18 protein-coding genes, 1 other RNA gene and 3 pseudogenes are annotated in these 22,715 nt (G+C 72.3%); 10 read left to right on the top strand and 12 right to left on the bottom strand.

What is annotated here, in order from left to right; genetic code table 11:
* Window positions 1–4: 4 nt before the first annotated feature.
* Window positions 5–811: a tryptophan synthase subunit alpha gene (gene trpA, locus O7629_RS07795; RefSeq protein ID WP_278168358.1), complete on the bottom strand. Its 807-nt coding sequence runs from the start codon at window positions 809–811 to the stop codon at window positions 5–7.
* A complete protein-coding gene (gene trpB / locus O7629_RS07790; protein ID WP_278168357.1) occupies window positions 808–2,001 on the bottom strand; it encodes a tryptophan synthase subunit beta in 1,194 nt (397 codons plus the stop codon). The genes trpA and trpB overlap by 4 nt, the downstream gene beginning before the upstream one ends.
* A 477-nt stretch (window positions 2,002–2,478) precedes the next feature.
* Between trpB and O7629_RS07785 the strand changes: the two genes are divergently transcribed.
* Window positions 2,479–3,810, top strand: a complete 1,332-nt coding sequence (locus O7629_RS07785) for a cellulose binding domain-containing protein (RefSeq protein ID WP_278168356.1) — start codon at window positions 2,479–2,481, stop codon at window positions 3,808–3,810.
* Between the two features lie 70 nt (window positions 3,811–3,880).
* On the opposite strand, the gene O7629_RS07780 is transcribed toward O7629_RS07785, so the two are convergent.
* On the bottom strand, window positions 3,881–4,759 hold the full coding sequence (locus O7629_RS07780) for an alpha/beta hydrolase (RefSeq protein ID WP_278168355.1): 879 nt from the start codon (window positions 4,757–4,759) through the stop codon (window positions 3,881–3,883).
* A gap of 108 nt (window positions 4,760–4,867) precedes the next feature.
* On the opposite strand from O7629_RS07780, the gene O7629_RS07775 reads away from it, so the two are divergent.
* Window positions 4,868–6,832, top strand: coding sequence for a BTAD domain-containing putative transcriptional regulator (locus O7629_RS07775; RefSeq protein WP_278168354.1), 1,965 nt, complete (start codon window positions 4,868–4,870; stop codon window positions 6,830–6,832).
* Between the two features lie 40 nt (window positions 6,833–6,872).
* On the opposite strand, the gene O7629_RS07770 is transcribed toward O7629_RS07775, so the two are convergent.
* Window positions 6,873–7,562 (bottom strand): GAP family protein, encoded by a 690-nt coding sequence (locus O7629_RS07770; protein ID WP_278168353.1) that lies wholly within the window; start codon window positions 7,560–7,562, stop codon window positions 6,873–6,875.
* Between the two features lie 117 nt (window positions 7,563–7,679).
* Between O7629_RS07770 and O7629_RS07765 the strand changes: the two genes are divergently transcribed.
* The 8 genes and pseudogenes from O7629_RS07765 to O7629_RS07730 all read left to right on the top strand — a co-directional run.
* Entirely contained in the window at window positions 7,680–8,915 is a 1,236-nt protein-coding gene (locus tag O7629_RS07765) for a histidine kinase (RefSeq protein WP_278168352.1), read from the top strand.
* Window positions 8,912–9,568, top strand: a complete 657-nt coding sequence (locus O7629_RS07760) for a response regulator transcription factor (RefSeq protein WP_278168351.1) — start codon at window positions 8,912–8,914, stop codon at window positions 9,566–9,568. The genes O7629_RS07765 and O7629_RS07760 overlap by 4 nt, the downstream gene beginning before the upstream one ends.
* 79 nt (window positions 9,569–9,647) lie before the next feature.
* Entirely contained in the window at window positions 9,648–10,286 is a 639-nt protein-coding gene (locus O7629_RS07755) for an MOSC domain-containing protein (RefSeq protein ID WP_278168350.1), read from the top strand.
* A 343-nt stretch (window positions 10,287–10,629) separates the two neighbouring features.
* Window positions 10,630–10,920 (top strand): annotated as a pseudogene (locus O7629_RS33610) (hypothetical protein); the annotation flags it as partial.
* 217 nt (window positions 10,921–11,137) lie between these two features.
* Window positions 11,138–11,556, top strand: an RNA gene (rnpB, locus tag O7629_RS07745) — RNase P RNA component class A.
* A gap of 100 nt (window positions 11,557–11,656) precedes the next feature.
* Complete coding sequence (locus tag O7629_RS07740; protein WP_278168349.1) at window positions 11,657–11,812, top strand: hypothetical protein; 156 nt, start codon at window positions 11,657–11,659, stop codon at window positions 11,810–11,812.
* A 38-nt stretch (window positions 11,813–11,850) separates the two neighbouring features.
* A pseudogene (locus tag O7629_RS07735) lies at window positions 11,851–12,268 on the top strand (hypothetical protein); the annotation flags it as partial.
* A 55-nt stretch (window positions 12,269–12,323) separates the two neighbouring features.
* Window positions 12,324–12,617, top strand: a pseudogene (locus O7629_RS07730) (flavoprotein); the annotation flags it as partial.
* A 31-nt stretch (window positions 12,618–12,648) separates the two neighbouring features.
* Here the strand turns inward: O7629_RS07730 and O7629_RS07725 are convergent.
* From O7629_RS07725 to O7629_RS07690, 8 genes are read right to left on the bottom strand one after another with little or no spacing between them, the layout of a single operon-like run.
* A complete protein-coding gene (locus O7629_RS07725) occupies window positions 12,649–14,022 on the bottom strand; it encodes an NADP-dependent succinic semialdehyde dehydrogenase (RefSeq protein WP_278168348.1) in 1,374 nt (457 codons plus the stop codon).
* 2 nt (window positions 14,023–14,024) lie between these two features.
* Window positions 14,025–14,810 carry an E3 binding domain-containing protein gene (locus O7629_RS07720; protein ID WP_278168347.1) on the bottom strand — a complete coding sequence of 262 codons (786 nt, stop codon included), beginning with the start codon at window positions 14,808–14,810 and terminating at the stop codon, window positions 14,025–14,027.
* On the bottom strand, window positions 14,807–15,784 hold the full coding sequence (locus O7629_RS07715; RefSeq protein WP_278168346.1) for an alpha-ketoacid dehydrogenase subunit beta: 978 nt from the start codon (window positions 15,782–15,784) through the stop codon (window positions 14,807–14,809). Before O7629_RS07715 ends, O7629_RS07720 begins: the two co-directional genes overlap by 4 nt.
* Window positions 15,772–16,836, bottom strand: a complete 1,065-nt coding sequence (locus tag O7629_RS07710; RefSeq protein ID WP_278168345.1) for a thiamine pyrophosphate-dependent dehydrogenase E1 component subunit alpha — start codon at window positions 16,834–16,836, stop codon at window positions 15,772–15,774. Before O7629_RS07710 ends, O7629_RS07715 begins: the two co-directional genes overlap by 13 nt.
* The gene (locus O7629_RS07705) at window positions 16,833–18,206 is read right to left on the bottom strand and encodes a M24 family metallopeptidase (protein ID WP_278168344.1); all 1,374 of its coding nucleotides are present in this window, start codon (window positions 18,204–18,206) and stop codon (window positions 16,833–16,835) included. Before O7629_RS07705 ends, O7629_RS07710 begins: the two co-directional genes overlap by 4 nt.
* Entirely contained in the window at window positions 18,203–19,108 is a 906-nt protein-coding gene (locus O7629_RS07700) for an NAD(P)-dependent oxidoreductase (protein WP_278168343.1), read from the bottom strand. Before O7629_RS07700 ends, O7629_RS07705 begins: the two co-directional genes overlap by 4 nt.
* Window positions 19,105–20,103 carry a cupin domain-containing protein gene (locus O7629_RS07695; RefSeq protein ID WP_278168342.1) on the bottom strand — a complete coding sequence of 333 codons (999 nt, stop codon included), beginning with the start codon at window positions 20,101–20,103 and terminating at the stop codon, window positions 19,105–19,107. The genes O7629_RS07700 and O7629_RS07695 overlap by 4 nt, the downstream gene beginning before the upstream one ends.
* Window positions 20,104–20,161: 58 nt before the next feature.
* Entirely contained in the window at window positions 20,162–22,711 is a 2,550-nt protein-coding gene (locus O7629_RS07690) for an ATP-binding cassette domain-containing protein (protein ID WP_278168341.1), read from the bottom strand.
* Window positions 22,712–22,715: the final 4 nt, after the last annotated feature.

Genomic DNA, 22,715 nt, shown 5'->3' with positions numbered 1-22,715 from the left:
TCGGTCACGCTCTGGTCCACTGTCCACCGCCCGGAGGCAGGTCCTGGTCGAGGGCATGGCGCATCCGGGCGAGGTAGCTGCCGACATCGTACGGGCTGGCTCCATCGAGCACCCGACGCATCAGCGCGGCTCCCACGACGACACCGTCGGCGGTGCTGGCGACGTGCGCGGCCTGCTCCGCAGTGGAGATGCCGAATCCCACCAGGACCGGCCGGTCTGTGGCGCACCGTAGCCGGTCGACAAGTGCCCCGGCGGAGGCGGCGACCGTGGTCCGTTCACCGGTGGTGCCCATCACCGACACGGCGTAGACGAAGCCCCGGCTGCGCTCGGCGATCTGTGCCAGCCGGGGCGGCGGGGTGGTCGGGGCGGCCAGCAGGACCAGGTCGATGCCGGCGGAGGCGGCCGAGCCGGCCAACTCGTCGGCCTCGCCGAGCGGCAGGTCCGGCACGATCAGGCCGCTGACTCCGGCGTCGCGCAGCGCGGCACAGAACCGCTGAGGGCCGGCGTGCAGGACCAGGTTGTAGTAGGTGCTGGCAACCAGCGGCACCTCGGTCGCGGCGCCGGCGAGGTCGTCGAGGATGCCCCGGGTCGTCGCCCCGCGCGCCAACGCCCGGTGGGTCGCCTCCTGGATGGTGGCACCGTCCAGGGTGGGGTCGGAGAACGGCAGACCGACCTCGACCGCGTCGGCTCCGGCCTCGACGAAGGCCCGCAGCTGGTCGAGCCAGGTCGTGGTGATCCCACCGGTGACGTACGGCATCAGCAGTTTGCGCCCGGCGGCCCGGCGCCGCCGCAGCCGGTCTTCGAGCGTCATGCCGGGTCACCGGGGGTCGGCGTGTCGTTGCTGGTCGAAACGTCCTTGAGCGTCGAGACGTCCTTGTCGCCGCGCCCGGAGAGAGTGAGCAGGACGGTCGCGCCGGGCGGCAGTTCACCGGCGCCGGCCGCGCGGACGACCCAGGCGAGCGCGTGTGCCGATTCCAGGGCCGGGACGATTCCCTCGGTACGGGCCAACCGGACCACGGCGGCGGCCGCTTCGTCGTCGGTCACCGTCTCGTACCGGGCCCGACCAAGGTCACGCAGGTGGGCGTGCTCGGGCCCGACGCCCGGGTAGTCGAGTCCGGCGGCGATGGAGTGCGCCTCGACGATCTGCCCGGCGTCGTCCTGCAGGAACCGGGAGCGGCATCCATGCAGGACGCCGACCCGACCGAGCGTCGCACCAGCGCCACCGGCCGCCTCCACCCCGACCAGCCGGGCGGATGTGTCGACGAAACCGGCGAAGGTGCCGGCGGCGTTGGAGCCGCCGCCGACGCAGGCCACGACGTAGTCCGGCACCGCAGTGGCCAACTCGCGGGCGCACTGGCCGCGAGCCTCGTCGCCGATGACCCGTTGGAAGGTCCGCACCATCCACGGATACGGGTGCGGTCCGATCACCGAGCCGGCGCAGTAGTGCGCCTCGTCGGTACGCCCGACCCAATAGCGTATGGCCTCGCCGGTGGCGTCGGAGAGAGTGCGGCTGCCGGTGCCGACCGGGACCACCTCGGCACCGAGCAGTTGCATCCGGAACACGTTGAGCGCCTGCCGTTCGATGTCCCGCTCGCCCATGAAGACGGTGGCGCGTAGGCCGAGCAGCGCCGCTGCGGTGGCGGTGGCGACGCCGTGCTGCCCGGCGCCGGTCTCGGCGATCAGGTGCGACCGGCCCATCCGGCGGGCGAGCAGTGCCTGGCCGAGCACGTTGTTGATCTTGTGGGAGCCGGTGTGGGTCAGGTCCTCCCGCTTGAGCATCAGGTGGACGCCGAGTTCCGCGGAGAGGCGTAGCGCCGGTGTGAGCGGCGTCGGACGGCCGACGTGCACCGCCAGCAGGCGGGTGAGGCCATCCCGGAACTCCGGGTCCGACCACGCCCGCCGGAACGCCTCCGCCACCTGCCGGCAGGTCTCGACCAGCGACTCCGGCACGTACCCGCCGCCGTAGTGGCCGAACCGCCCGGTCGGACCGGGGTCACCCATCCCGGTACTCCTGGACCTCTGCAGTACGTCGGTCACGATGCCACACCTCTCCGTCTGTCAGCCGTCCGAGTCATCCTCGACAACTCTATAACTATCACCATCTGTTCTAGAACTCTAGGTAGTTTGCCACGGCGCTGCGCCCGGAGCGATCGCTGTTACCGCTCACAACGCCCCCGCTCGACGGACCGATCCGATCGGGGGACGGCCGGTGAGCTCCCAACCTTCTTGGGCCGATCCCGGCCGATACGACTTGACGACCACCTTGTTATCGATCACAATCGATGTCTTGGGTGACACCTGCGACTCACCGGGCGGGCCGCTGGTCGAACCCCCAGATCGAGTCGTCCGCCCAGGGCACGCCGAGCGCCGAGCCGGGATCCGGCCAACGCCCGAGCCGGCGGAGACGACCAACCGACACATCGATCGCACGTGCCAGCGTGCGCATCCCACCTGTGCCATGAATCCAAGGAAGTGGCAATGTCAGGAACTCGATTCTTTCCCGGACCTCTCCTGCTCGCGGCGTTGGTCGCGGTGGCTGCGGCCGGCACGGCACTCGGCCGCGGCTTCGACAGCGCAGATCTCGACAGCACCAGCACGACAGTGGGCACCGGCGCGGTGTCCGCCACGGACGTCGGCGCTGCCGCAGCGAGCGCCGGATGCGGACGAAACCCGACAATGGGTAACGGCACCCACACGGTCCAGAGCAGCGGCCGCAGCCGCAGCTTCATCCTGCGGCTGCCAGCCAACTACGACAACACCCGTCAGTACCGGCTGATCATCGCGTACCACTGGCGCGGCGGCACCGCCAACGACGTCAACTCAGGTGGCAGCAGCGGCGCCGCCTGGGCCTACTACGGCCAGCAGCAACTGTCGAACAACAGCGCGATCCTGGTCGCTCCGCAGGGGATCGACAACGGCTGGGCGAACCCCGGTGGACAGGACGTCACCTTCTTCGACGACATGATCCGGCGGATCGAGAGCGACCTCTGCGTGGACACCACCCAGCGCTTCGCCCTCGGCTTCAGCTGGGGCGGCGGGATGAGCTACGCGCTCGCCTGCGCCCGGCCGAACGAGATCCGGGCCGTGGCGGTCATCTCCGGCGGGCTGATCAGCGGGTGCAGCGGTGGCACCCAGCCGGTCGCGTACTTCGGACTGCACGGCATCACCGACAACGTCCTGCCCATCTCCATGGGACGGTCACTGCGCGACACGTTCGTCCGCAACAACGGCTGCACGCAGCAGAGCCCCCGGGAGCCCGCGCAGGGCAGCCGGGCGCACATCACCACCGCCTACACGGGCTGCCGCTCCGGGTACCCGGTGCAGTGGGCCGCCTACGACAACGGGCACACCCCCGGCCCGGTCGACGGCACCTACACCGAGAGCGGCGTCAACACCTGGACCAAGGGCGAGATCTGGCAGTTCTTCTCCCAGTTCCAGGGCGGCCAACCGAACCCGACCACGCCGCCACCCGGCCCCACCACTCCCCCGCCGGGCCCGACCACGCCGCCGCCGGGCAACGGTGGCTGCACCGCAACCGTCTCGCTGAACTCCTGGACCGGCGGCTTCGTCGCCACCATCCGCATCACCGCCGGCTCCGCCGGCACCAACGGGTGGACCGTCACCATGACCCTGCCCGGCGGTGCCAGCGTCACCAACACCTGGAACGCCAGCGCCAGCGGGAGCACCGGCACCGTCCGATTCACCAACGTCAGTTACAACGGCCAGCTCAACCCCGGCCAGGTCACCGAATTCGGCTTCCAGGGCAACGGCAGCGGAACCGGCATGACCCCCACCTGCACCGCGAACTGAACCACCGCTGGCCCGGCCCCGACCCGTCCCGGGGCCGGGCCAGCGGCCCGTCCACCGGGGCATGAGAGCGCTAGCGCTCAAGCAGCGAACGCAGCATCTTGATGATCTCCTCGGGTGCCTCCTCGGCCATGAAGTGTCCGGCCGAGGTGGTGCGGTGCTCCAGGTCGTCGGCCCAGGTACGCCACAGCGCGGCGGCGTCGAACCCGAGTGCGGCACCCCAGTCCTGCTGCACGACGGTGACCGGCATGACCAGCCGGTTACCGGCCGTCCGGTCGGCCCGGTCGTGTTCGATGTCGATGTCGGCCGAGGCCCGGTAGTCGGCGACGATCGAGGTGACCGCCTCGCGCGAGGCCCGCAGGTACTCCGCCCGTGCGTCGGCGGGGATGGCCTGCGGGTCGCGGGTCCACAGGTCGAGGAAGTAACCGAAGAAGGCGTCCGCGCTGGCGCCGATCATCTGCTCGGGCAGACCGGGTGGCTGGGCCATCAGGTACAGGTGGAACGCGACCGCGGCGGTGGAGCCGTGCAGAACATCCCACATGTCCAGGGTCGGCAGCACGTCGAGCGAGGCCAGGTGGCTGATCTTGCCGGGATGGTCCAGGCCAGCGCGGATGGCGACCAGGGCGCCGCGGTCGTGGCCGGCCAGGGCGAAACGTTCGTGGCCGAGCTTGCCGGCGAGCGCGACGATGTCGGCGGCCATGGTCCGCTTCGAGTACGTGTCCCGGTCGACCACCTCGGGTTTGTCACTCGCGCCGTAGCCGCGCAGGTCCGGCACGATCACCGTGTGGTCGGCGGCCAGGTCGGCGGCGACGTGCCGCCACATGGCGTGGGTCTGCGGAAAGCCGTGCAGCAGCACGATCGGGCGGCCCGTACCGCCGACCGCCACGTTCAGTGCCACGTCGCCGTCTACCGCGACCCGCCGGTAGTCGAAGCCGGGGATAGCAAAAGTCATGATCGTACCCTTTCTTCTGGTCGGTGCCGGAATCCAGCGTGCCGGGCCCGGATGAGCAACCGATGAGCGCGATACGTTGAGCGCAGGTGCAGAAGGGCGGTCCGGTCAGTGCAGGTCAGCTTCGGTGTCCTCGGCCCGGTCGTCGCCTGGGACGACGTCGGCGCGCCGATCGACCTGAAAGGGCCGAAGCACCGGGCGGTGCTCGCCCGGCTCGTCGTCGCCCGGGGCCGGGTCGTCCCGGTCGACCGCCTCGTCGACGATCTGTGGCCGGAGCCCGCGCCGGGCGCGGTGAGCGCCGTACGAACCTTCGTCGCGGCGTTGCGGCGCGCGCTGGAGCCGCAGCGTCCGCCGCGGTCGCCGGCCCGGCTGCTGGTCACCGAGGGCCCGGGGTACGCGCTGCGGCCGACGCCGGAGGCGGTCGACGCCTGGCGGTTCGAGGACACGGTCGCTGCCACGCCCTCGGCTGCCCCACGCCCGGCGCTCGACCAGCTCGATCGTGCGCTGAGCTGGTGGCGCGGGCCCGCGTACGCCGGATTCGACGACGAGCCGTGGGCGCAGGTCGAGCGGTCCCGTCTCGATCAGCTCCGGCTCAACGCCGTCGAGCAGCGGGCCGAGGCGCTGTTGGGCCTCGGGCGGGCCGCCGACGCCGTACCGGATCTCGACGCCCACGTGGCCGGGCATCCGTGGCGGGAGGAGGCGTGGCGGCTGCTGGCACTCGCGCTGTACCGGGCCGGCCGCCAAGGCGACGCGCTCGCCGTCCTGCGCCGGGCCCGCCGGCTGCTGCTCGACGAGCTGGGCATCGATCCGGGCCCGCGACTGCGGCACCTGGAGGCCGACATCCTGCGCCAGACCGAACGGGTCGACGACGGTCCGGGTCCGGCCGCGCCGGAACGGCTCTGGGCGGAGGCCACGGCGGCGTACGACCGGAGCGTGCCGTCCGGTTCCGGAGCCCGGCTGGAGTCGACGGTCGGTCTGCTGCGCAGTCTCGCCGTGACCGGGGCGAGCGGTCTCGAAGCGGCACGGGAGCAGCGGATCACTGCCATCACCGTGGCCGAGCAGTTGGGCGATCCTGAGCTCGCCGCCCGGGTGATCGGCGGGTACGACGTACCCGCGATCTGGACCCGCTCGGACGACCCGGCGCAGGCGACGCAGATCGTCACGGCCGCCGAGCGGGCCCTGGCCACCGCCCGTCCCGGGCTGTCTGACGCCATCCGGGCCCGGCTGCTGGCCACGGTCGCAGTGGAGTCACGCGGCACGCACGCGGCACGCGGGTTCGAGGCGGCCCGGGAGGCGGAGCGGATCGCGCGGCGGCTGGGCGATCCGGCCCTGCTGGCGTTCGCGCTCAACGGCGTGTTCATGCAGACCTTCCACCGGACCGGTCTGGCCGCCGAGCGGGACGAGATCGGTGCCGAACTGGTCGCGCTCTGCGCCCGCAACGGTCTGGCGACGTACGAGATCCTCGGTCATCTCGTCCGGTTGCAGGCCCGCAGCGGGCTCGCCGACTTCGCCGCCGCCGACCGGCACGCCGCCGCCGCGGACCGGCTCGGGCAGCGGCACGACCGCCCGCTGGTCGGGGTGTTCACCGGGTGGTACCGGGCGCTGCGGCTGGCCGCGACCGGGTCGTCGTCGGCCGCCGCCGAGGCCGCCTACCGTGACGCGGCGGCGCGGCTCGCCACCGCCGGCATGCCCGGCGTCGAGCGGGGTCTGCTCCCGCTGGCGCTGCTGTGCCTGCGGGTCTGGCGCGGCGGGGCGATCCGCTTCGACGACGACACCGACTGGGGTCCCTACCGGCCCTGGGCGCGACCGATCCTGCTGCTGGCGCGGGGCCGACCGGCCGACGCCGCGACGGCACTGCGGCAGACCCCGGACCCACCGCGCGACCTGCTGGCCGAGGCGCTGTGGTGCCTCACCGCGCGGGCCGCGATCGCCCTCGACGACCGTACGGCGATGCGCCGCGCCCGGACCGCACTCGCGCCGGCCGTCGGTGAGCTGGCCGGGGCCGGCAGCGGCATGCTCACCGTCGGCCCGGTCGCCGGTCACCTCGACGACCTCGACGCGGCGCTCGGTCGGTGAGACGCTCCCGGCGTGACCGGTCCCGGTGCCCAGTCGGCGCTCAGTCGAGAACGTCGAGACGGACCAGCGCGTCGCGGGCAAGCAGGAACCCGACGATCCCGACGATCCACGACAGGGCGTTGTTGCTGGCCATCCAGTCGCTGATCCGGCCCAGCAGTGGTGTCAGGCGGCGGCCACCGGCGCCACGCAGCACCAGCAGCCCCACCGCCGGAGTGATCATCAGCAGGCAGTAGCCGGCCATCACCAGCGCCAACTGTCCCGGCGGGAGCCCTGCCGTGGTCAGCAGCCCGATAGCGGCCAGATACGGCAGCATCGTGGTCACCTCGACCGCTGCGGCGGCGAGCGCCAAGCCGACCAGACCGGACACGTCGGCGGTCAGCGCCCGCTGCCGCCAGCGCTGCAATCGGCCTTCCCGAGCAGCTGGCTTGTTCTTGCGGTCCAGCCGGAAGCTCCAGAAGAACAGCGCGACGCCGACGACCAGTTGCGCCCACCTCACCGGCCGGGCGTCGAGTAGGCGGCTGACCTGCGGCAGGAACGCTTCGGCGCCCGAGGCGACGGCGACGCCGATCAGGAAGTAGAAGGCGGCGACGGTGCCGAGGAAGACCAGGATCCGACCGGGACGGATCCGCCCCGGGTGCAGCAGCAGCCAGATCGGGATGAGCAGCGTGCCGAAACTGGTGGAGTCGATCAACGCGAGAACGACCAGTGACCCCAGAAGCGCAAAGTCCATTGCCGTAAGGTGCCGGCTGCGGTCAGGTCGGCGCGTCGGCCGAAAGTTGTCCGGCCCCGGCCCGCGTACCTCCTTCGACGGACGCGGCGTCGCACCGGCCGTGATGGGATGGACCGCGTGACGGAGCCAGGACTGCGGCACAGGCTGGCCGAACGCTGGCGGGGCAGCACCCAGCTGCAGGACAACCTCACCGCCGTGACCACCTTCGCCGTCGGTGTGGTGCTGAACCTGGTCGGGCTGACCGACGTCTGGCACGACCTCGACGTGCTGGACGGGCACCTTGCCGGTCCGACGCAGGGGTGGTGGCACTCGGTCCTGCTGGCCGTCGGCTGCCTCGCGATGCTGGGCAAACGCCGGCATCCGATGCGTGCGTTGGGCGTCGGTGCCGGCGTGGTCGCCGCCGATGCCATCCTCGGCGGCAGTATCGCGATCGTTCTGGTCCTGTTCGACCTGCTCTTCTCGGCAGGGCAGTTCGCGTCCGCCCGCGCCCGCGCCGCGGTGACGACCGTCGTGTTCGTGCTGATCGGCACGGCGAGCGTCGTCGGCGGCCTGGCCATCGGCGAGTTCCGGGCCGCGGTCTTCATCGGTCTGCAGCTGACCACACTGCTGTTCGTGCCGCTGTGGTGGTCGGCGAACCTCCGCCAGCAGCGCATATTGGGCGTACTCACCGCCGAGCGGACCGCCCGGGAGGCAGTGCTCGCCGAACGTGCCGCGGTGGCCCGGGACCTGCACGACGTCATCGCCGCCCACCTGTCCACAACGGCGATCCACTCCGGCGCGGCACTCGCGCGACCGCCGGACGCCGAACACGATCGGGCGGCGCTGCGGGCGGTGCGCACCAGCAGCCTCGCCGCGCTGGAGGAGATGCGGTCGATGATCTTCCTACTGCGGGCGGACGGTTTCCCGGCCGCCGACGCCACCGCACCCGGCGGCCTGGACCGCCTGCCGGAGCTGGCGGATGCGGCTGAGGCGGGCGGCCTGCGGGTCGACCTGAGCATGGCCGCCGTACCGCAGGTCCCCGCGCTGGTGGGGCACGCCGCCTACCGGATCGTCCGTGAGGCGTTGACGAACGCCGGCAAACACGCGCCGGGATCCCAGGTACGGGTCGAGGTGGCCGAGGCGGCGGATCATGTCACCGTAACGGTCACCAACACCCTGATCCGGGCCGTCGACCTCGGCCATCCCACGCTGAGCTCCGGCACCGGTCTGGCGTCGATGCGTGAGCGCGCCGCCCTGCTGGGCGGTGCCCTGAGCGCGGGCCGTGACGGCGACCACTGGCGGGTCCGGGCGACGCTGCCCCGGCACCCGACGGTCGAGGTGCCGGTGGCGCGGCCGGCCGGAGGGCTACGGTGACGGCGGCCCGGATCCGCGTCGTCCTCGCCGACGACCACGCCGCGATCCGCGCCGGACTACGGCTGATGCTGGAGCAGGCCGCCGACATCGCCGTCGTCGGCGAGGCCGCCGACGGTACGGTGGCGATCCGGCAGGCGTGCGCGCTGCGCCCCGACGTCGTGGTCATGGACATCCGGATGCCCGGCACCGACGGCATCGCCGCGACGCGGGCGATCACCTCGGCGGGAGTGGCCGACGTGCTCGTCCTGACCTCCTTCGACATCGACGAGTACCTGTTCGGAGCACTCCGGGCGGGAGCGGCCGGTTTCCTGCTGAAGTCGGTCGAGCCCGTGGCTCTGGTGGACGCGGTCCGCCGGGTCGCGGCTGGCGACGGGGTGATTGCGCCCGAGGTGACCCGTCGGCTCCTCACTGCCTTCGTCTCCGCCGCCGTACCTGAGGTGTCATCGACGCGTCCCTCGTTCGACGCGCTCACCAGCCGGGAACGCGACGTGCTCGCCGCGCTCGGCCGCGGGCTGTCCAACGCCGACATCGCGGCATCGTTGGCGATCACCGAGGCGACCGCGAAGACCCACGTCTCGCGGGTGCTGGCCAAGCTCGGTTGCGCCTCGCGGGTGCAGGCCGCGATCCTCGCTAAGGAGGCCGGGCTGACCTGACGTGTTCGATGCCGCGATGCGGCACCGGCGTGCGGTGAATCCTATCGACGGCGTGCGTACGCTCTGCCACACTCCGGACATGGACCACCACCCCCCGATGGACACCACGGCGCCCCGTCACCTGCCCACCGCCGAGCTCACCGCCGGGCTCACCGAGGTGGCCCGCTCCCCACGCGGCTCCGGCACGTTGGACCTCGTCGTCCGCCGGCCGGCCGTCGACGAGCGGGAACTGCTCGCCGAAGGGACGCTCGACATCACCGACGGGCTGGTCGGCGACAGCTGGGCGCAGCGCGGCAGCTCGGCGACCGGCGACGGTTCGGCGCACCCGGACCGGCAGCTCACCGTGATGAACTCCCGGTTCGTCCGGCTGGTCGCCGGCGACGACCCGCAGCACTGGGGGCTGGCCGGCGACCAGCTCTTCGCCGATCTCGACCTGCACACCGACGCGCTGCCCGCCGGCACCCGGCTGGCGGTCGGCGACGAGGCGGTCATCGAGGTGACGGCCGAACCGCACACCGGGTGCGCGAAGTTCGCCAACCGCTACGGACGCGACGCGCACAAACTGGTCTGGAGTGAGCAGGGTCGCCAGGCCCGGCTGCGTGGCCTCTACGCCCGCGTCGTGGTCGGGGGCGTCATCCGGCCCGGCGACCAGATCCGGGTACTCGGCCCGGCCGACGCCACCGAGGGAACCGCTATGGCCCTCAACCCGCCGGTTTAAGGGTCATACAGGTTCCCTCGTCGTGAGGTGCCGGTCGTCAGCCCGATCGCGGATCTCAGCGGTCCGCCTCGACCACCCACCGACCCGCCGCTTTGAAGTCACCGACGTCGAGGTGTGCCCGCACCGCGTCCACCAGGTACGCCGCCCGATGCTCCGCCGGCGTCGACATCGGCCTCCTCGGCGTCGGTATCGGCGACCTGCTGCTGGTCCGCGCCCTGCGCTGACCCGCGCCCTGCGCCGACCGCCGTCCTGCCGGTTCCATCCACGCTGGGGTTGGCCTCCGCGCTCGAGTTGAAGGCCAGATACCCTATCTGCCGCTTGCGAGGTCGCTGACCTTCAACTCGTGCACCAACTCGTGCGCCCAGAGCCCGCTGACGGCGACGGCGGCCGGAATGCCGTCCACCACACCACGTCCGGCGACGCGGGCCGTGCAGACCGCCGAGGAGATCGTCGCCGCCCTGCCCGGGTCGCGGTGCACGAGTGTCGGTTCGCGGCCGGCGCGGTACGGGCACAGGCAGCGGCGAACCGCTGGGGGCGGGTCGGCGACGTCGACCGGCACGAACTGGTGGTGACGCACAACTTCGTGATCGGCTGGGCGGTCCGGCACGCGCTGCACGCGCCGTACTGGCGGTGGCTCGGGTTGAACCAGTTCAACTGCGGGTTGACGATCGTGCAGTGGCGCAGCGACGCTCCGCCGACCCTGGTCAGCTTCCGAGCGGTGGATCTAGAAGGATTTGGCCGGTATATCGACCATAGTTCTTCTAGATCACTGTTCTGGGCTGGTCGAGGTGGCCCGCCGGGCCTGCGGGCGGGAATGATCGTGGGCTGCGTACGATTGATGCTCGGACGGATGAGTCGACCGGGCGGCCGCGTCAGCGGGGGATACGTCCCCTGCTGCCGAGGAACGTCCGGACTCCACAGGGCAGGGTGGTTGCTAACGGCAACCCGGGGCGACCTGCGGGACAGTGCCACAGAAAACAGACCGCCGGGTGGTGAAACGCCCGGTAAGGGTGAAACGGTGGGGTAAGAGCCCACCAGCATCCCGGGTGACCGGGATGGCTCGGTAAACCCCACCCGGAGCAAGGCCAAGAGGGCCGGTGTCGCGAGACGCCGACCTGCGCAGGCGTTCGAGGGCTGCCCGCCCGAGTCTGCGGGTAGGCCGCTGGAGCCTGCCGGCGACGGTAGGCCTAGATGGATGGCCGCCACCGCTGCGCGATCCGGGGCAACCGGCGCGTACGGGACAGATCCGACGTACAGGTCGACTCGTGCGTCCCACCCCAGTTCAGGGATAGAGTGGGCCACGCGCGTACCGGCGGCGACGTCAGCACAGCGGGCATCGACGTTGGCGCCAACCCCCTATCGTCGGTGCCGTGTCCGACGTCCTGCAGATCGGCTCCCTCGCCGTCCCCATTGGTGCCCTCGTCATCTACGCGGTCGGGTTCGTCGCCCTCTACTGGGTCATCCGCCTTGCTGTCCGGCACGCCATCCGAGACGCCGACCGGCGTCGGTCAGGCGAACGGCAGTAGCGTCGAGATGCCTTTGGTCGGTGACACCCGATACGGACAGCGGCGACCCCCTCGCGGTCGGCACCAACGCACGGATCATGACCCACGCACCGATCAGCAACGGCCACACCCGACAAGCCGTCACCCTCGCGCAGGCATCCGCCGCCGCCCGGCTCGATGACCGCGACGCTATGACCGCGACGCTGCCACCACCATGCTGGACGAGGCGACGCAGGCCGCCAACCGACTGGGGCACGACGGTAACGACCGGTGGACCGGCTTCGGCCCCACCAACGTGCTGCAGCACCGAGTCAACATCGCCCTCACCACAGGCGACGCCGGCACCACCATCACCTACGCCCGCCAAGTAGGATCGGCAAGATCACCCTGACCGAACGCAAAGCAGCCCTGTTCGTCGACGTCGCTCCGGCCTACGTCCAGTGGGGACGACACGAGCAAGGACTGTCGGCACTACGGACCGTAACCGAGTTCGCCGCCACCGCCAGCGCACTCGACTCATCGACGCCCCTGCCGTCTCGCCAGCGGCGTTGCCGACACCTACCCGCTCACCTCGACCGCCGAACTGATCGGACGCGGCGTCCCCACCGTCGTCGTGCCGTTCGTCAACGCCGCACTAGCCGCCCGTGCCCCGTACCAACGCTCCATCGCCGGCCTGCGGGCCGAAGGCGTCCGGGTCATCTCCGGCCCGGACGACGATTGGACACCACACCCACCAGGCACCGGCACCGACCGACGAACCGTGTTCCCGTGGAGGAAGGCGTTTCAGCTCGCCAAGCAGATGCGCTTGAAAAGGTTGAGCAGTTGACGATGAACACGGCACCGCTGGCGCGAGGGAGTCAGCCCTGCCAGACGGCCTTGACGTTGCAGAACTCGCGGATGCCGTGCACCGACAGCTCCCGGCCGTACCCGCTGGTCTTGATGCCGCCGAACGGCAGCTCCGGGTAGGACACCGTCATTCCGTTGACCGTGACGCTGCCGGCCGCCAGTTCGTCGACGCAGCGGCGCTGCTCGGCCGGGTCGCCGGTCCAGACGACCGAGCCGAGCCCGAACGCGGTGCCGTTGGCCACCGCGATCGCCTCGTCGAGGGAGTCGACCGGGTAGATCACCGCGACCGGGCCGAACGCCTCCTCGGCGTACAGCCGCATGGTCGGGTCGACGCCGGTGAGCACCGTCGGCGGGTAGAACCAGCCCGGCCCGTCCGGCAGTTTCGCGCCGGTCAGCACGGTCGCTCCCCGGGCCACCGCGTCGTCGACCAGGTCGGCCACGTCCTGCCGGGTCTGCGCGGTGGCCAGCGGCCCGACCTCGGTCGCCGGGTCGGCCGGGTCACCGACCACCAGCGCCGCCATCCGGGCCACGAACTCGCCGGTGAACTCGTCGAGCACCGCCCGGTGCACGATGAACCGTTTCGCCGCGATGCACGACTGCCCGTTGTTCTGGCAGCGGGCCCGCGCGGCGACCGCCGCCGCCTGAGTCACGTCCGCCGACGGCAGCACGACGAACGGGTCCGAGCCGCCCAGCTCCAGCACCGTCTTCTTCAGCGCCTGCCCGGCGGCGGCGGCCACCGCCCGCCCGGCCGCCTCACTACCGGTGAGGGTCACCGCCGCCACCCGGTCGTCGCGGATCACCCGGTCCACCGTCGACGCGCCGATCAGCAGGCTCTGGAACGCCCCGGCCGGGAACCCGGCCCGGGTGAACAGCTCCACCAGGTAGACCGCGGTCTGCGGCACGTTGGAGGCGTGCTTGAGCAGGCCGACGTTGCCGGCCATCAACGCCGGTGCCGCGAACCGGAGCGCCTGCCACAGCGGGAAGTTCCACGGCATCACGGCCAACACCACGCCGAGCGGTTCGTAGCGCACGTACGCGCTGCGCGCGCCGACCGCCGCCGGGTCGACCGGCTCGTCGGCGAGCATCCGTTCGGCCTGCTCGGCGTAGAACCGGCAACCGGCCGCCGACTTGCGTACCTCGGCCAGCGCCGCGCCGATCGGCTTGCCCATCTCCAGGGTCATGGTGGCGGCCAGCTCGTCGGCGTCGGCGTCGAGCAGGTCGGCGGCGGCCCGCAGCCAGGACGCCCGCTGGGCGAAGCTGGCGGACCGCATCGGCGGCCGGGCGGCGGCCGCAGCCGCGAGGGCCTGCTCGATCTCGTCGTCGCTCATCGACGGGTACGTCCGTACGGTCTCGCCGGTGGCCGGGTTCACGGTGGCGATGGGCATGGTCAACGGTTCCTGTTCGTCGTCGGGTTCGTCGTCGAGCGGAGGGTTTCCAGTTCGGCGCGTACGGCACCGAGCAGCGCGTGGGCGGCGGCGGGTGCGATCCGCGCCGGGTCGTGGACGATGCCGACGGTGCTGACCGCGCCGATGGCCAGCATCGGTTGACCGTCGTGGCGCACCACGGTGGGTCGCTCGACGGGTACTCCGACGCTGACTACCGCCGCCAGCCCGGCCGGCAGCTGCGGGACCTCGTGCAGCAGGCCGGCGGCGGCGCTGTCGCACAGCGCGACAGCCGGTGCCGGTCCGTCGCCGGCGGCGGACGCTTCCTCGGCGAGACCGTCCGGGTCGGCGAGATGGCGGGCGACGGCCGCCGGGTTGAGGTCCCCGGCGTCGCGCAGCACCCGTACGCCGCGTCTGCCGTCCGCGCCGTCGACAAGCACCGCCAGGTGCCGTCCGTCGGCGTCGGCCAGCGGGGTGCGGCGCAGCGCCCGCAGCAGCGCGACGGCGGCGAGCGGCCCGACCGGACGATCGTCGGCGACGCCGAGCTGGGCTTCGACCACCGCGGCTGCCACCGTACGGCCGGAGCCGGCCGCCGGCACGACGACGGCGGCGGCACTCGGCACGGCGGCGGTCGCGGCTGTCGATGCCGACCGGGTGGCCGGCTGCGCGGCGGCGAGCACGTCGGCGGGGCGTACCCGACCGGCCGGGCCGCTCCCGCGCAGGCCGGCCAGGTCGACACCGTGTTCGCCGGCGAGCCGCCGCACCCGGGGGCTGTGCTGCTGGCGGGTCACGACTGCAGCGCCTTCTCGATGGTCTGCCCGATGCTCTCCACCGACGGGATGACCAGGTCCTCCAGCGAATCGGCGGACGGCAGTGGAATGTGCGGGGTGGTGATCCGCTGGACCGGCCCGTCCAGGTCCCAGAACGCCTCGTCGACGGCGATCGAGGCGATCTCCGCGCCCCAGCCGAGCAGCCGCGGGTTCTCCTCGACGGTGAACAGCCGCCCGGTGCGGTGCACCGAGTCCAGGATGGTGGTCACGTCCAGCGGCACCAGCGACCGGACGTCGATGACCTCGACGTCGATGCCCCGCCCGGCGAGTTCGTCGGCGGCCTGCAGCGCCCGGGGCACCATCAGACCGAGCGCGACGACGGTGGCGTCCCGGCCCGGCCGGCGGATCTTCGCGGTGCCGAGGGTGTCGACGATCTCCCCGTCGGGCACCTCGGCCCGCCCCGCGTACAGTCCCTTGTGTTCGAAGAACAGCACCGGGTCGTCGCTGCGGACGGCGGCGGCCATCAGGCCGACCACGTCGGTCGGGGTGGACGGGCTGACCACCTTCAGACCGGGTACGGCCATCGCCCAGTTCTCCACCGACTGCGAGTGCTGGGCACCGAACCGCAGACTTCCGCCGTTGCCGGACTTGATCACCAGCGGCAGGCTGACCTGGCCGTTGGTCATGTACCGGGTCTTGGCGATCTGGTTGACCACGATGTCCCAGCAGACCGCGAAGAAGTCGGAGAACATGATCTCGGCGACCGGGCGCAGCCCGGTCATCGCCGCACCCATCGCCGCGCCGAGGATGGCCTGCTCGGAGATCGGGGTGTCGACGACCCGGCGCGGCCCGAACCGGTCGAGCAGCCCGGCGGTCGTCTTGAACACCCCGCCGGCACCGGCAACGTCCTCGCCGACCAGCACCACCCGCTCGTCGCGGTCCATCTCCTGGGCGATGCCCCGGGCGACCGCCTCGCGGTAGCTCAGTTGCGCCATGACGATCCTCCATCCGCCCACAGCTCGGTCATCGCGCTGCCCGGTGGGGGCAGCTCACCGGCGCTGGCCTGCTCGGTCGCCTCGTCGACCGCGTCGGCCACCTCCTTGTCGATCCGGTCCAGCTGCGCCGGGTCGACGCCGAGACGCCGCAGCCGGCCCCGGTAGATCGCCACCGGGTCGTACGCCTTCCAGGCGTCCACCTCGGCCGCCGGCCGGTACTTGCCCGGGTCGGCACGGGAGTGCCCGCCGTGGCGGTAGGTGACCGCCTCCACCAGCGACGGTCCCGCGCCGGACCGGGCCCGGGCCAGGGCGGCCACGGCCGTCTGGTAGACCTCGTCGGCGTCGTTGCCGTCGATCTCGATCGGTGTCATCCCGTACGCCGCCGCCCGGTCGGCTGCCGGCCGGCGCACCGCGGTGATGTCGCTGGTGACCGTGTACTCCATGTACAGGTTGTTCTCGCAGACGAACACCACCGGCAGCCGGTACACGGCGGCGTAGTTGAGCGCCTCGTGGAACGCCCCGATGTTGGTGGTGCCGTCGCCGAAGAAGCAGACCGCGACCTGCCCGGAGCCCCGGTACTGGGCGGACCAGGCCGCGCCGTTGGCGATCGTCAGATGCGCGCCGATGATCGCGTACGAGCCCAGCATGCCGTGCTCGACGCTGGTCAGGTGCATCGAGCCGCCCTTGCCGCCGAGCAGGCCGTTGGCCCGGCCGAGCAGTTCGGCCAGCACCGGGGTCATCCCGACGCCCCGGGCCAGGGTGTGCGCGTGACCCCGGTAGGTGGCGAAGCTGTAGTCGTCGGCGCGCATCGCCACACCGAAGCCGGCGGCGATCGCCTCCATCCCCAGCGACAGGTGGCTGGTGCCCTTCACCAGCTGCTGCATGAACAGGTCGTACGCCCGCTTCTCGAACTGGCGCATCTCCTGCTGACGCCGGTACAGGTGCAGCCGGGTGTCCAGGTCGATCGGCGCGCTGTCGTGCCGGGTCACGTCACCCGGCGGCAGGACGGCGTCGTGCTCGCCGTACAGGTGGTGTTGCAGCGGCAGGGTCATCGGTCCACTCCGTCCGCACCGGGCCGGTTGTTGATGTGCGACTGGCTGTGCCGCTGCAGCGGCAGCGCCCCGCCGGTGGTGAAGTAGCGCTGACCGGCCACGAGCAGCTGCTCGGCCGGGAACTTGGTGATCACCTCGGCACCGTCGGCGGTGACGACCAGTTCCTCCTCGATCCGGGCGGCACCCCAGCCGTCGGCGGCCGGCCAGTAGGTCTCCAGCGCGAAGACCATGCCCTCCTCGATCACCTCGGGGTGCTCCAGTGAGACGAGTCGGCTGAAGATCGGCTTCTCCCAGATGGACAGTCCGACGCCGTGGCCGTACTGCAGGCCGAACGCGGCCTCCTCGTCGGCGAAGCCGAACTCCTGCGCGGTCGGCCAGACCGAGACGATGTCGGCGGTGGTCGCGCCCGGCTTGACCAGCTCGATCGCCTGGTCCATGTAGTCGCGGCACCGCTGGTAGGCGTCGACCTGGGCCCGGGAGGCACTGCCCACCGCAAAGGTGCGGTAGTAGCAGGTGCGGTAGCCCATGAAGCTGTGCAGGATGTCGAAGAACGCCGGGTCGCCGGGGCGGATCAGCCGGTCACTGAACACGTGCGGGTGCGGCGAGCAGCGTTCCCCGGAGATCGCGTTGACCCCTTCGACGTGTTCGGAGCCGAGGTCGAACAGTTTCTTGGCGACCAGCCCGACGGTTTCGTTCTCCCGTACGCCGGGGCGTAGGAACGCGTACAGGTCGTCGTAGGCGGCGTCGACCATCGACGCGGCCGTGGTGAGCAGCGCGATCTCGTCGGGGGTCTTGATCCGCCGGGCTTCCAGGAAGATCTGCTGGCCGTCGACGACCTCGATGCCTCTGGCCTGCAACGCGGTCAGGATCGGCAGTTCGAGCATGTCGACGCCGAGCGGGGCGTCGGTCAGCCCGTACCGGTCGAGTTCGGCGTAGATCTTGTCCGCGACCGCCTCGGCGACGCCGGCGTCGGGGTGGAAGGCGCCGCGCAGCACCGAGATGCCGGCCCGGGAGCCACTGGTGCCCTGCGCGGCGGGGGCGATCGGCCGGCCCTCGCCGTCGGTCGCGCCCCGGTAGTCCAGCCACGGCGCGTACAGCTCGTGGTGGCGGGCGGCGGAGCCGAAGTCCCACAGTACGGGTTCCCCCCCGCGCGGCAGCAGCGCGAAGCGGATCAGCTTGTCCATCGCCCAGGTGCCGATGTGGGTGGCGGTCATGTAGCGGATGTTGTGGAAGTCGAAGGTCAGCAGTGCCCCGACCGACGACGCGTCGAGTTGGCGGCGCAGCCGCGCCAGCCGCTCACGGCGCAGCCGGGCCGGGTCGACCCGGGCCTCCCAGTCGACGACGTTCAACCCGAAGGTGGCGGTGCTCATCGGGCACTCCTTTCCTGCATCTGGTGGTCGGTCAGGCCGGCGGCGGCGGCCTGGATCTCGTAGAGGGCGAGCAGGTCCTGCTCGCCGTAGCCGTTGCCGACGGCCTGCTGCACCAGCTGGTGCACCATGGACACCACCGGCATCGGCACCTCGTGGTCGCGGGCGGCGGCCAGGCCCAGGTCGAGGTCCTTGCGCAACAGGACGCCGGTGAAGGTGGGCGTCCAGTCCCGGTCGGCCAGATCGGGGGTACGCTGGCGCACCCACTCGGAGCCGACGACGGCGTTGCCGAGGAAGTCGAGGAACGCCCGACGGTCGGTGCCGGCCTTCTCGACCAGCGTGGTCACCTCCACCAGTGCCTGCGCGAGCGCGCCCAGGTAGAGGTTGTGGGCCAGCTTCACCAGCCGGGCCTGTTCCTGCTCCCCGGCGTGCACCGCGATCCGGCCGACGGCCCGCAGCAGCGGCTCGACGTCGGCGAAGGTGCCCGCCGGCCCGGAGGCGACCAGGCAGGCCCGCCCGGAGCCGACCACCTCCGGGTTGCCGCTGATCGGCGCGGCGAGGAACGCCACGCCGGCCTGTGCGCAGAGTTCGCGGGCGGCGGCGGACGCCTCGACCGCGACGGTGGAGCAGTCCACCACGGTCCGCAACCCCCCGTCGGCTGCGGACAGCAACCCGTCGCCGGGGTCGAGCACGGCGAGCAGGTCGTCGGAGGAGGAGACCGAGACGAACACCACCGGGCAGCCGGCCAGGTCGGCGAGCGTCGCCGCGGGTACCGCTCCCTGCTCGACCAGCGGCGCGGCCTTGGCCGCGGTGCGGTTCCAGACGGTGACCTGGTGGCCGGCGTCGATCAGCCGCCGCGCGATCGCGGTGCCCATCCGCCCGGTGCCCAGTTGGCCGATCCTCATCGCGGAGCCGTCCCGGTGTCGTCCGGCGCGGCCCCGGTCGACCGCGGATCGACCCGGACTCCGGCGCAGAGTTGCCGGTCGAGGTACTCCCAGTCGCGGTTGAACCGGTACGAGTGCTGGGCGGGCGGCTGCGGCGACTGGGTCTCGATCCACCGGGTCCGCCCGTCGGTGCGGTTGTAGAAGGCGTGGTCGCAGCCGGAGCCGGTCCACAGCACGTCGCCGGGTTCGAGGCTGACTTCGACGCCGCCGGCCACCACCGCCTCGGTGCGTCCCTCGGTGAACACGTACGCCTCCTCGAACGGGTGGTCGTGCGGGTGGGCGACCGCGGTCGGCTGGTACTCGACCATGAACATGGTGTGCAGCTGCGCACCGACCCGCTGGTCGGCGAGCATCCGGATGCCGATGCCGCTGTACGCGAGCAGCGCGGTGGCCATGCTGGCGGACACCTCCGGGGCGTTCGGGTCACTGCCCCGGGCCAGCCGGCGCAGGTCCATCGAGGAGCTGTCGAAGCGGAAGGAGTGCCGGTTGCGGGGGTCGCGCAGGTCGACCCCGCCGGCCTCGCCGCCGAACTCGCCGCCGGTGAGCTCACCGGGGACGAAGAAGGTGTCCCGGCGGTGGTCGCCGGGCAGCAGCCGCACCGGCGCGGACATCTCCAACCACCGGGCACCGGCGCGCCCGGCGGTGAGCTGGTGCGCCACCGCCACCGGCACCAACGCGCAGTCGTCGGCCCGCAGGGTCAGCCGCTGGCCGAGCATGGTCAGGGTCAGTTCACCGGACCAGATCCACAGGCTCTTCTCGTACGAGTGAACGGTGACCGCGATGGCACCGCCCGGGTCGAGGATGCCGGTGCTCATCGTCATGTGGTGCGAGCCGGTTTCCCGGCCGATCAGGTCCTGGCGTCGGAAGCCGGTGCTGTGCTCGGCGTACCCGGGCGGCGTGACCGCCCGCTCGTCGTCCATTCGGGTCACGTGGTAGACGCGCTGATCCCCGTACATGTGCTGATCCCCCTTCTTCCGTACGCAGGTCTGCTGGCCCCGGTCGGGCCTGCCGGCCTCAGTCGGCGGCGAGTGCGACGACGGCCCGCCTGCGTCGCCGGCTGCGCAGCAGCGGGAACGAGGCGGCGGCCACCACCAGGACGCCCTGGATCCAGAACTGCCAGGCGAGGCTGAACGACAGGAAACTGATCGCGCTGGTGACGGTCTGCAGGAACAGGGCGGCGGCGACGGTGGCCAGCGCCGAACCGGAGCCGCCGAAGATGCTCGCCCCGCCGAGCACCACCGCCGCCACGGAGGCGAGGGTGAGCGCCTGGCCGACGGCGGCGTTGCCGACTCCGGTCTGCGCGTACAGCACCACCCCGCCGAGCGCGGCCAGCGCGCCGGCGAGGGCGTACCCGGTGAGTTTGGTCCGGGTGGTGTCGACGCCCATCCGCGCGGCCCGCACCGGGTCGGAGCCGGTGGCCCGCAGCGCCCGGCCGAGGCGCGAGCGGCGCAGCAGCAGGTGCCCGGCGACGCCGGCGACGACCGCCACCAGGAAGGTCAGCGGTACGCCGGCGATCGTGGTGCCGAGCAGGGTCCGCAGCGCGCCGCTGGCCGCCCCGCCGGGCAGCGGCCGCAGCAGCTGCGCCACCCCGAGTACGCCGATCCCGGTGATCAGTGTGGCCACCACCGGGGGCAGCCCGACGGCGGTCACCAGGGTCCCGTTTATCAGGCCGACCAGGACGCCGGCGCCGACAGCCGCGACGATCCCGACAGCGAAGGCGGCGGGTGCGCCGTCGGCGAAGAACGACACGACGACCACCGCGACCGCCACCGTCGAGCCGACCGACAGGTCGATCCCGCCGGTCAGGACGACGACCAGTTGGGCGAGGCCGACCAGGGCCAGCGACGCGGCGGCGACCAGCAGCTGCTGCAGGCTGATCAGGCTCAGGAAGGCCGGCGACGACGCGGCGGTGACCGCTGCGCCCACGACGGTCATCGCCAGCACCGCCAGGGTCTGCGTCTCGCCGCCGAACAGCCGCCGCCGGGGCGGACGGGCCCGGTTGGCGCCATGCTCGACCGCCGCTTCGGTGGCGAGCACGGCGGCGCCGGTGACGTGCCGCTCGGAGAGCGTGTCGGCGGCCAGTTCGGCCTGCACCCGGCCCCGGGAGAAGACCAGCACCCGGTCGCAGAGCCCTTCCAGCTCGACCGCGTCGGTGGACAGCACCACCACGGCGGTGCCGCGCGCGGCCATCTCGCGCAGCACCCGGTAGATCTCCACCCGGGCGCCGGCGTCGACACCCTGGGTGGGGTCCTCGACCAGCAGTACGGCGGGCTCGCCGAGCGCTGCCCGGGCCAGCAGCGCCTTCTGCTGGTTGCCGCCGGACAGCGCGCCGACTGGACTGTCCAGGGTGGCCGTCTTGACCCGCAGCGACGTCACCGCGGCGGCCACCGTCTGCCGCTCCGCGCCCCGCCGGGGCAGCACCTTGCCGATCGACACCGCCGGCAGGTGCGTCGCGGCCACGTTCTCCCGGACGCTGAGCTGGCCGAACATCGCTTCGGCGAGCCGTTCGCCGGAGAGGAAGACGATGCCGTGGCGGGCGGCGGCGGCCGGCCCGGTCAGCCGTACCGGCCGGCTGTCGACCGCCACCCGGCCGCTCGCCGGCACCAGGCCGGCGAGCGCCCGCAGGAACTGCCGCTGCCCGTTGCCCTCGACCCCGGCGAGGCCGAGGATCTCGCCGCGGCGTACCCCGCCGTCGACGCCCCGGAACCCGGTGCCGGTGAGACCGTCGAAGGTCAGCAGCGGCGGGTCGGGGTCCGCCTGCCCGGCTGCAGGCAGGTCGGCGGCGGCCCGCCCAGCGGGCAGATCGGCCTTTGGCGGGAAGGTGGTCTCCAGCGAGCGCCCGACGATCAGCTCGACGATCTCCTCGTCGGTCTGCGCCCCGACGTCGCCGCTGTCGACCACCCGGCCGTCACGCAGCACGGTCAGCCGCTGCGCGATCTGGCGGATCTCCGGGATCCGGTGGGTGATGTAGACGACCGCCCCGCCGGCCGCGACCAGCCGGCGGACCTGCTCGAACAGCCACTCGGTCTCGTCCGGCCCGAGCGCCTCGGTGGGCTCGTCGAGGACGAGCACCTGCGGTTCGCTGCCGAGCGCGGCGGCGATCTCGACCAGGTGCGCCTGGCGTGGGGTGAGGTCGGCGACCAGGGTGTCGGCGTCGATGGGCAGGCCGAGTTCGTCGAGGTGGCGGCGGGTCCAGGTGGCCACCTGGTCGACGCCGGGCCGGACCCGCTCGGGCAGCAGCATCAGCATCGACTCGGCGACGGTGAGGCTGCCGACGAGCACCGGCGTCTGGTAGACCAGCGCCAGGCCGTCGTCGCGGGCCAGCGCCGGGGTCAGCCGCCGGTGCTCGCGCCCGAGCAGGGTGATGGTGCCCGAGTCGGGGGCCACCGCGCCGGCGGCGACCCCGACCAGGGTGGACTTTCCGGCCCCGTTCTCACCGAGGACGGCGTGCACCTCGCCGGCCCGCACGGTCAGGTCGACCCCGTCGAGGGCGCGTACGCCCGGATAGGTCTTGACGATCCCGCGCAGGGTCAACACGGTGTCGTGGCGGACCGACGTCGTCATCGCG

The sequence above is a fragment of the Solwaraspora sp. WMMD792 genome (genome assembly GCF_029626105.1).
In the GTDB taxonomy this organism is placed as follows: Bacteria; Actinomycetota; Actinomycetes; order Mycobacteriales; family Micromonosporaceae; genus Micromonospora_E.
Note: the sequence above shows the minus strand (reverse complement) of the source record. Positions and strands in the feature narration are given on the sequence as shown.

Bases quoted from the DNA above. Each gene is read 5' to 3' on its own strand.
- O7629_RS07780 (WP_278168355.1), bottom strand. From the start codon at position 4,759: ATGACTTTTGCTATCCCCGGCTTCGACTACCGGCGGGTCGCGGTAGAC.
- O7629_RS07770 (WP_278168353.1), bottom strand. From the start codon at position 7,562: ATGGACTTTGCGCTTCTGGGGTCACTGGTCGTTCTCGCGTTGATCGAC.
- O7629_RS07695 (WP_278168342.1), bottom strand. From the start codon at position 20,103: ATGTACGGGGATCAGCGCGTCTACCACGTGACCCGAATGGACGACGAG.
- trpA (WP_278168358.1), bottom strand. From the start codon at position 811: ATGACGCTCGAAGACCGGCTGCGGCGGCGCCGGGCCGCCGGGCGCAAA.
- O7629_RS07755 (WP_278168350.1), top strand. From the start codon at position 9,648: ATGGACCACCACCCCCCGATGGACACCACGGCGCCCCGTCACCTGCCC.
- O7629_RS07725 (WP_278168348.1), bottom strand. From the start codon at position 14,022: ATGCCCATCGCCACCGTGAACCCGGCCACCGGCGAGACCGTACGGACG.
- trpB (WP_278168357.1), bottom strand. From the start codon at position 2,001: ATGGGTGACCCCGGTCCGACCGGGCGGTTCGGCCACTACGGCGGCGGG.
- O7629_RS07785 (WP_278168356.1), top strand. From the start codon at position 2,479: ATGTCAGGAACTCGATTCTTTCCCGGACCTCTCCTGCTCGCGGCGTTG.
- O7629_RS07700 (WP_278168343.1), bottom strand. From the start codon at position 19,108: ATGAGGATCGGCCAACTGGGCACCGGGCGGATGGGCACCGCGATCGCG.
- O7629_RS07710 (WP_278168345.1), bottom strand. From the start codon at position 16,836: ATGACCCTGCCGCTGCAACACCACCTGTACGGCGAGCACGACGCCGTC.
- O7629_RS07715 (WP_278168346.1), bottom strand. From the start codon at position 15,784: ATGGCGCAACTGAGCTACCGCGAGGCGGTCGCCCGGGGCATCGCCCAG.
- O7629_RS07705 (WP_278168344.1), bottom strand. From the start codon at position 18,206: ATGAGCACCGCCACCTTCGGGTTGAACGTCGTCGACTGGGAGGCCCGG.
- O7629_RS07690 (WP_278168341.1), bottom strand. From the start codon at position 22,711: ATGACGACGTCGGTCCGCCACGACACCGTGTTGACCCTGCGCGGGATC.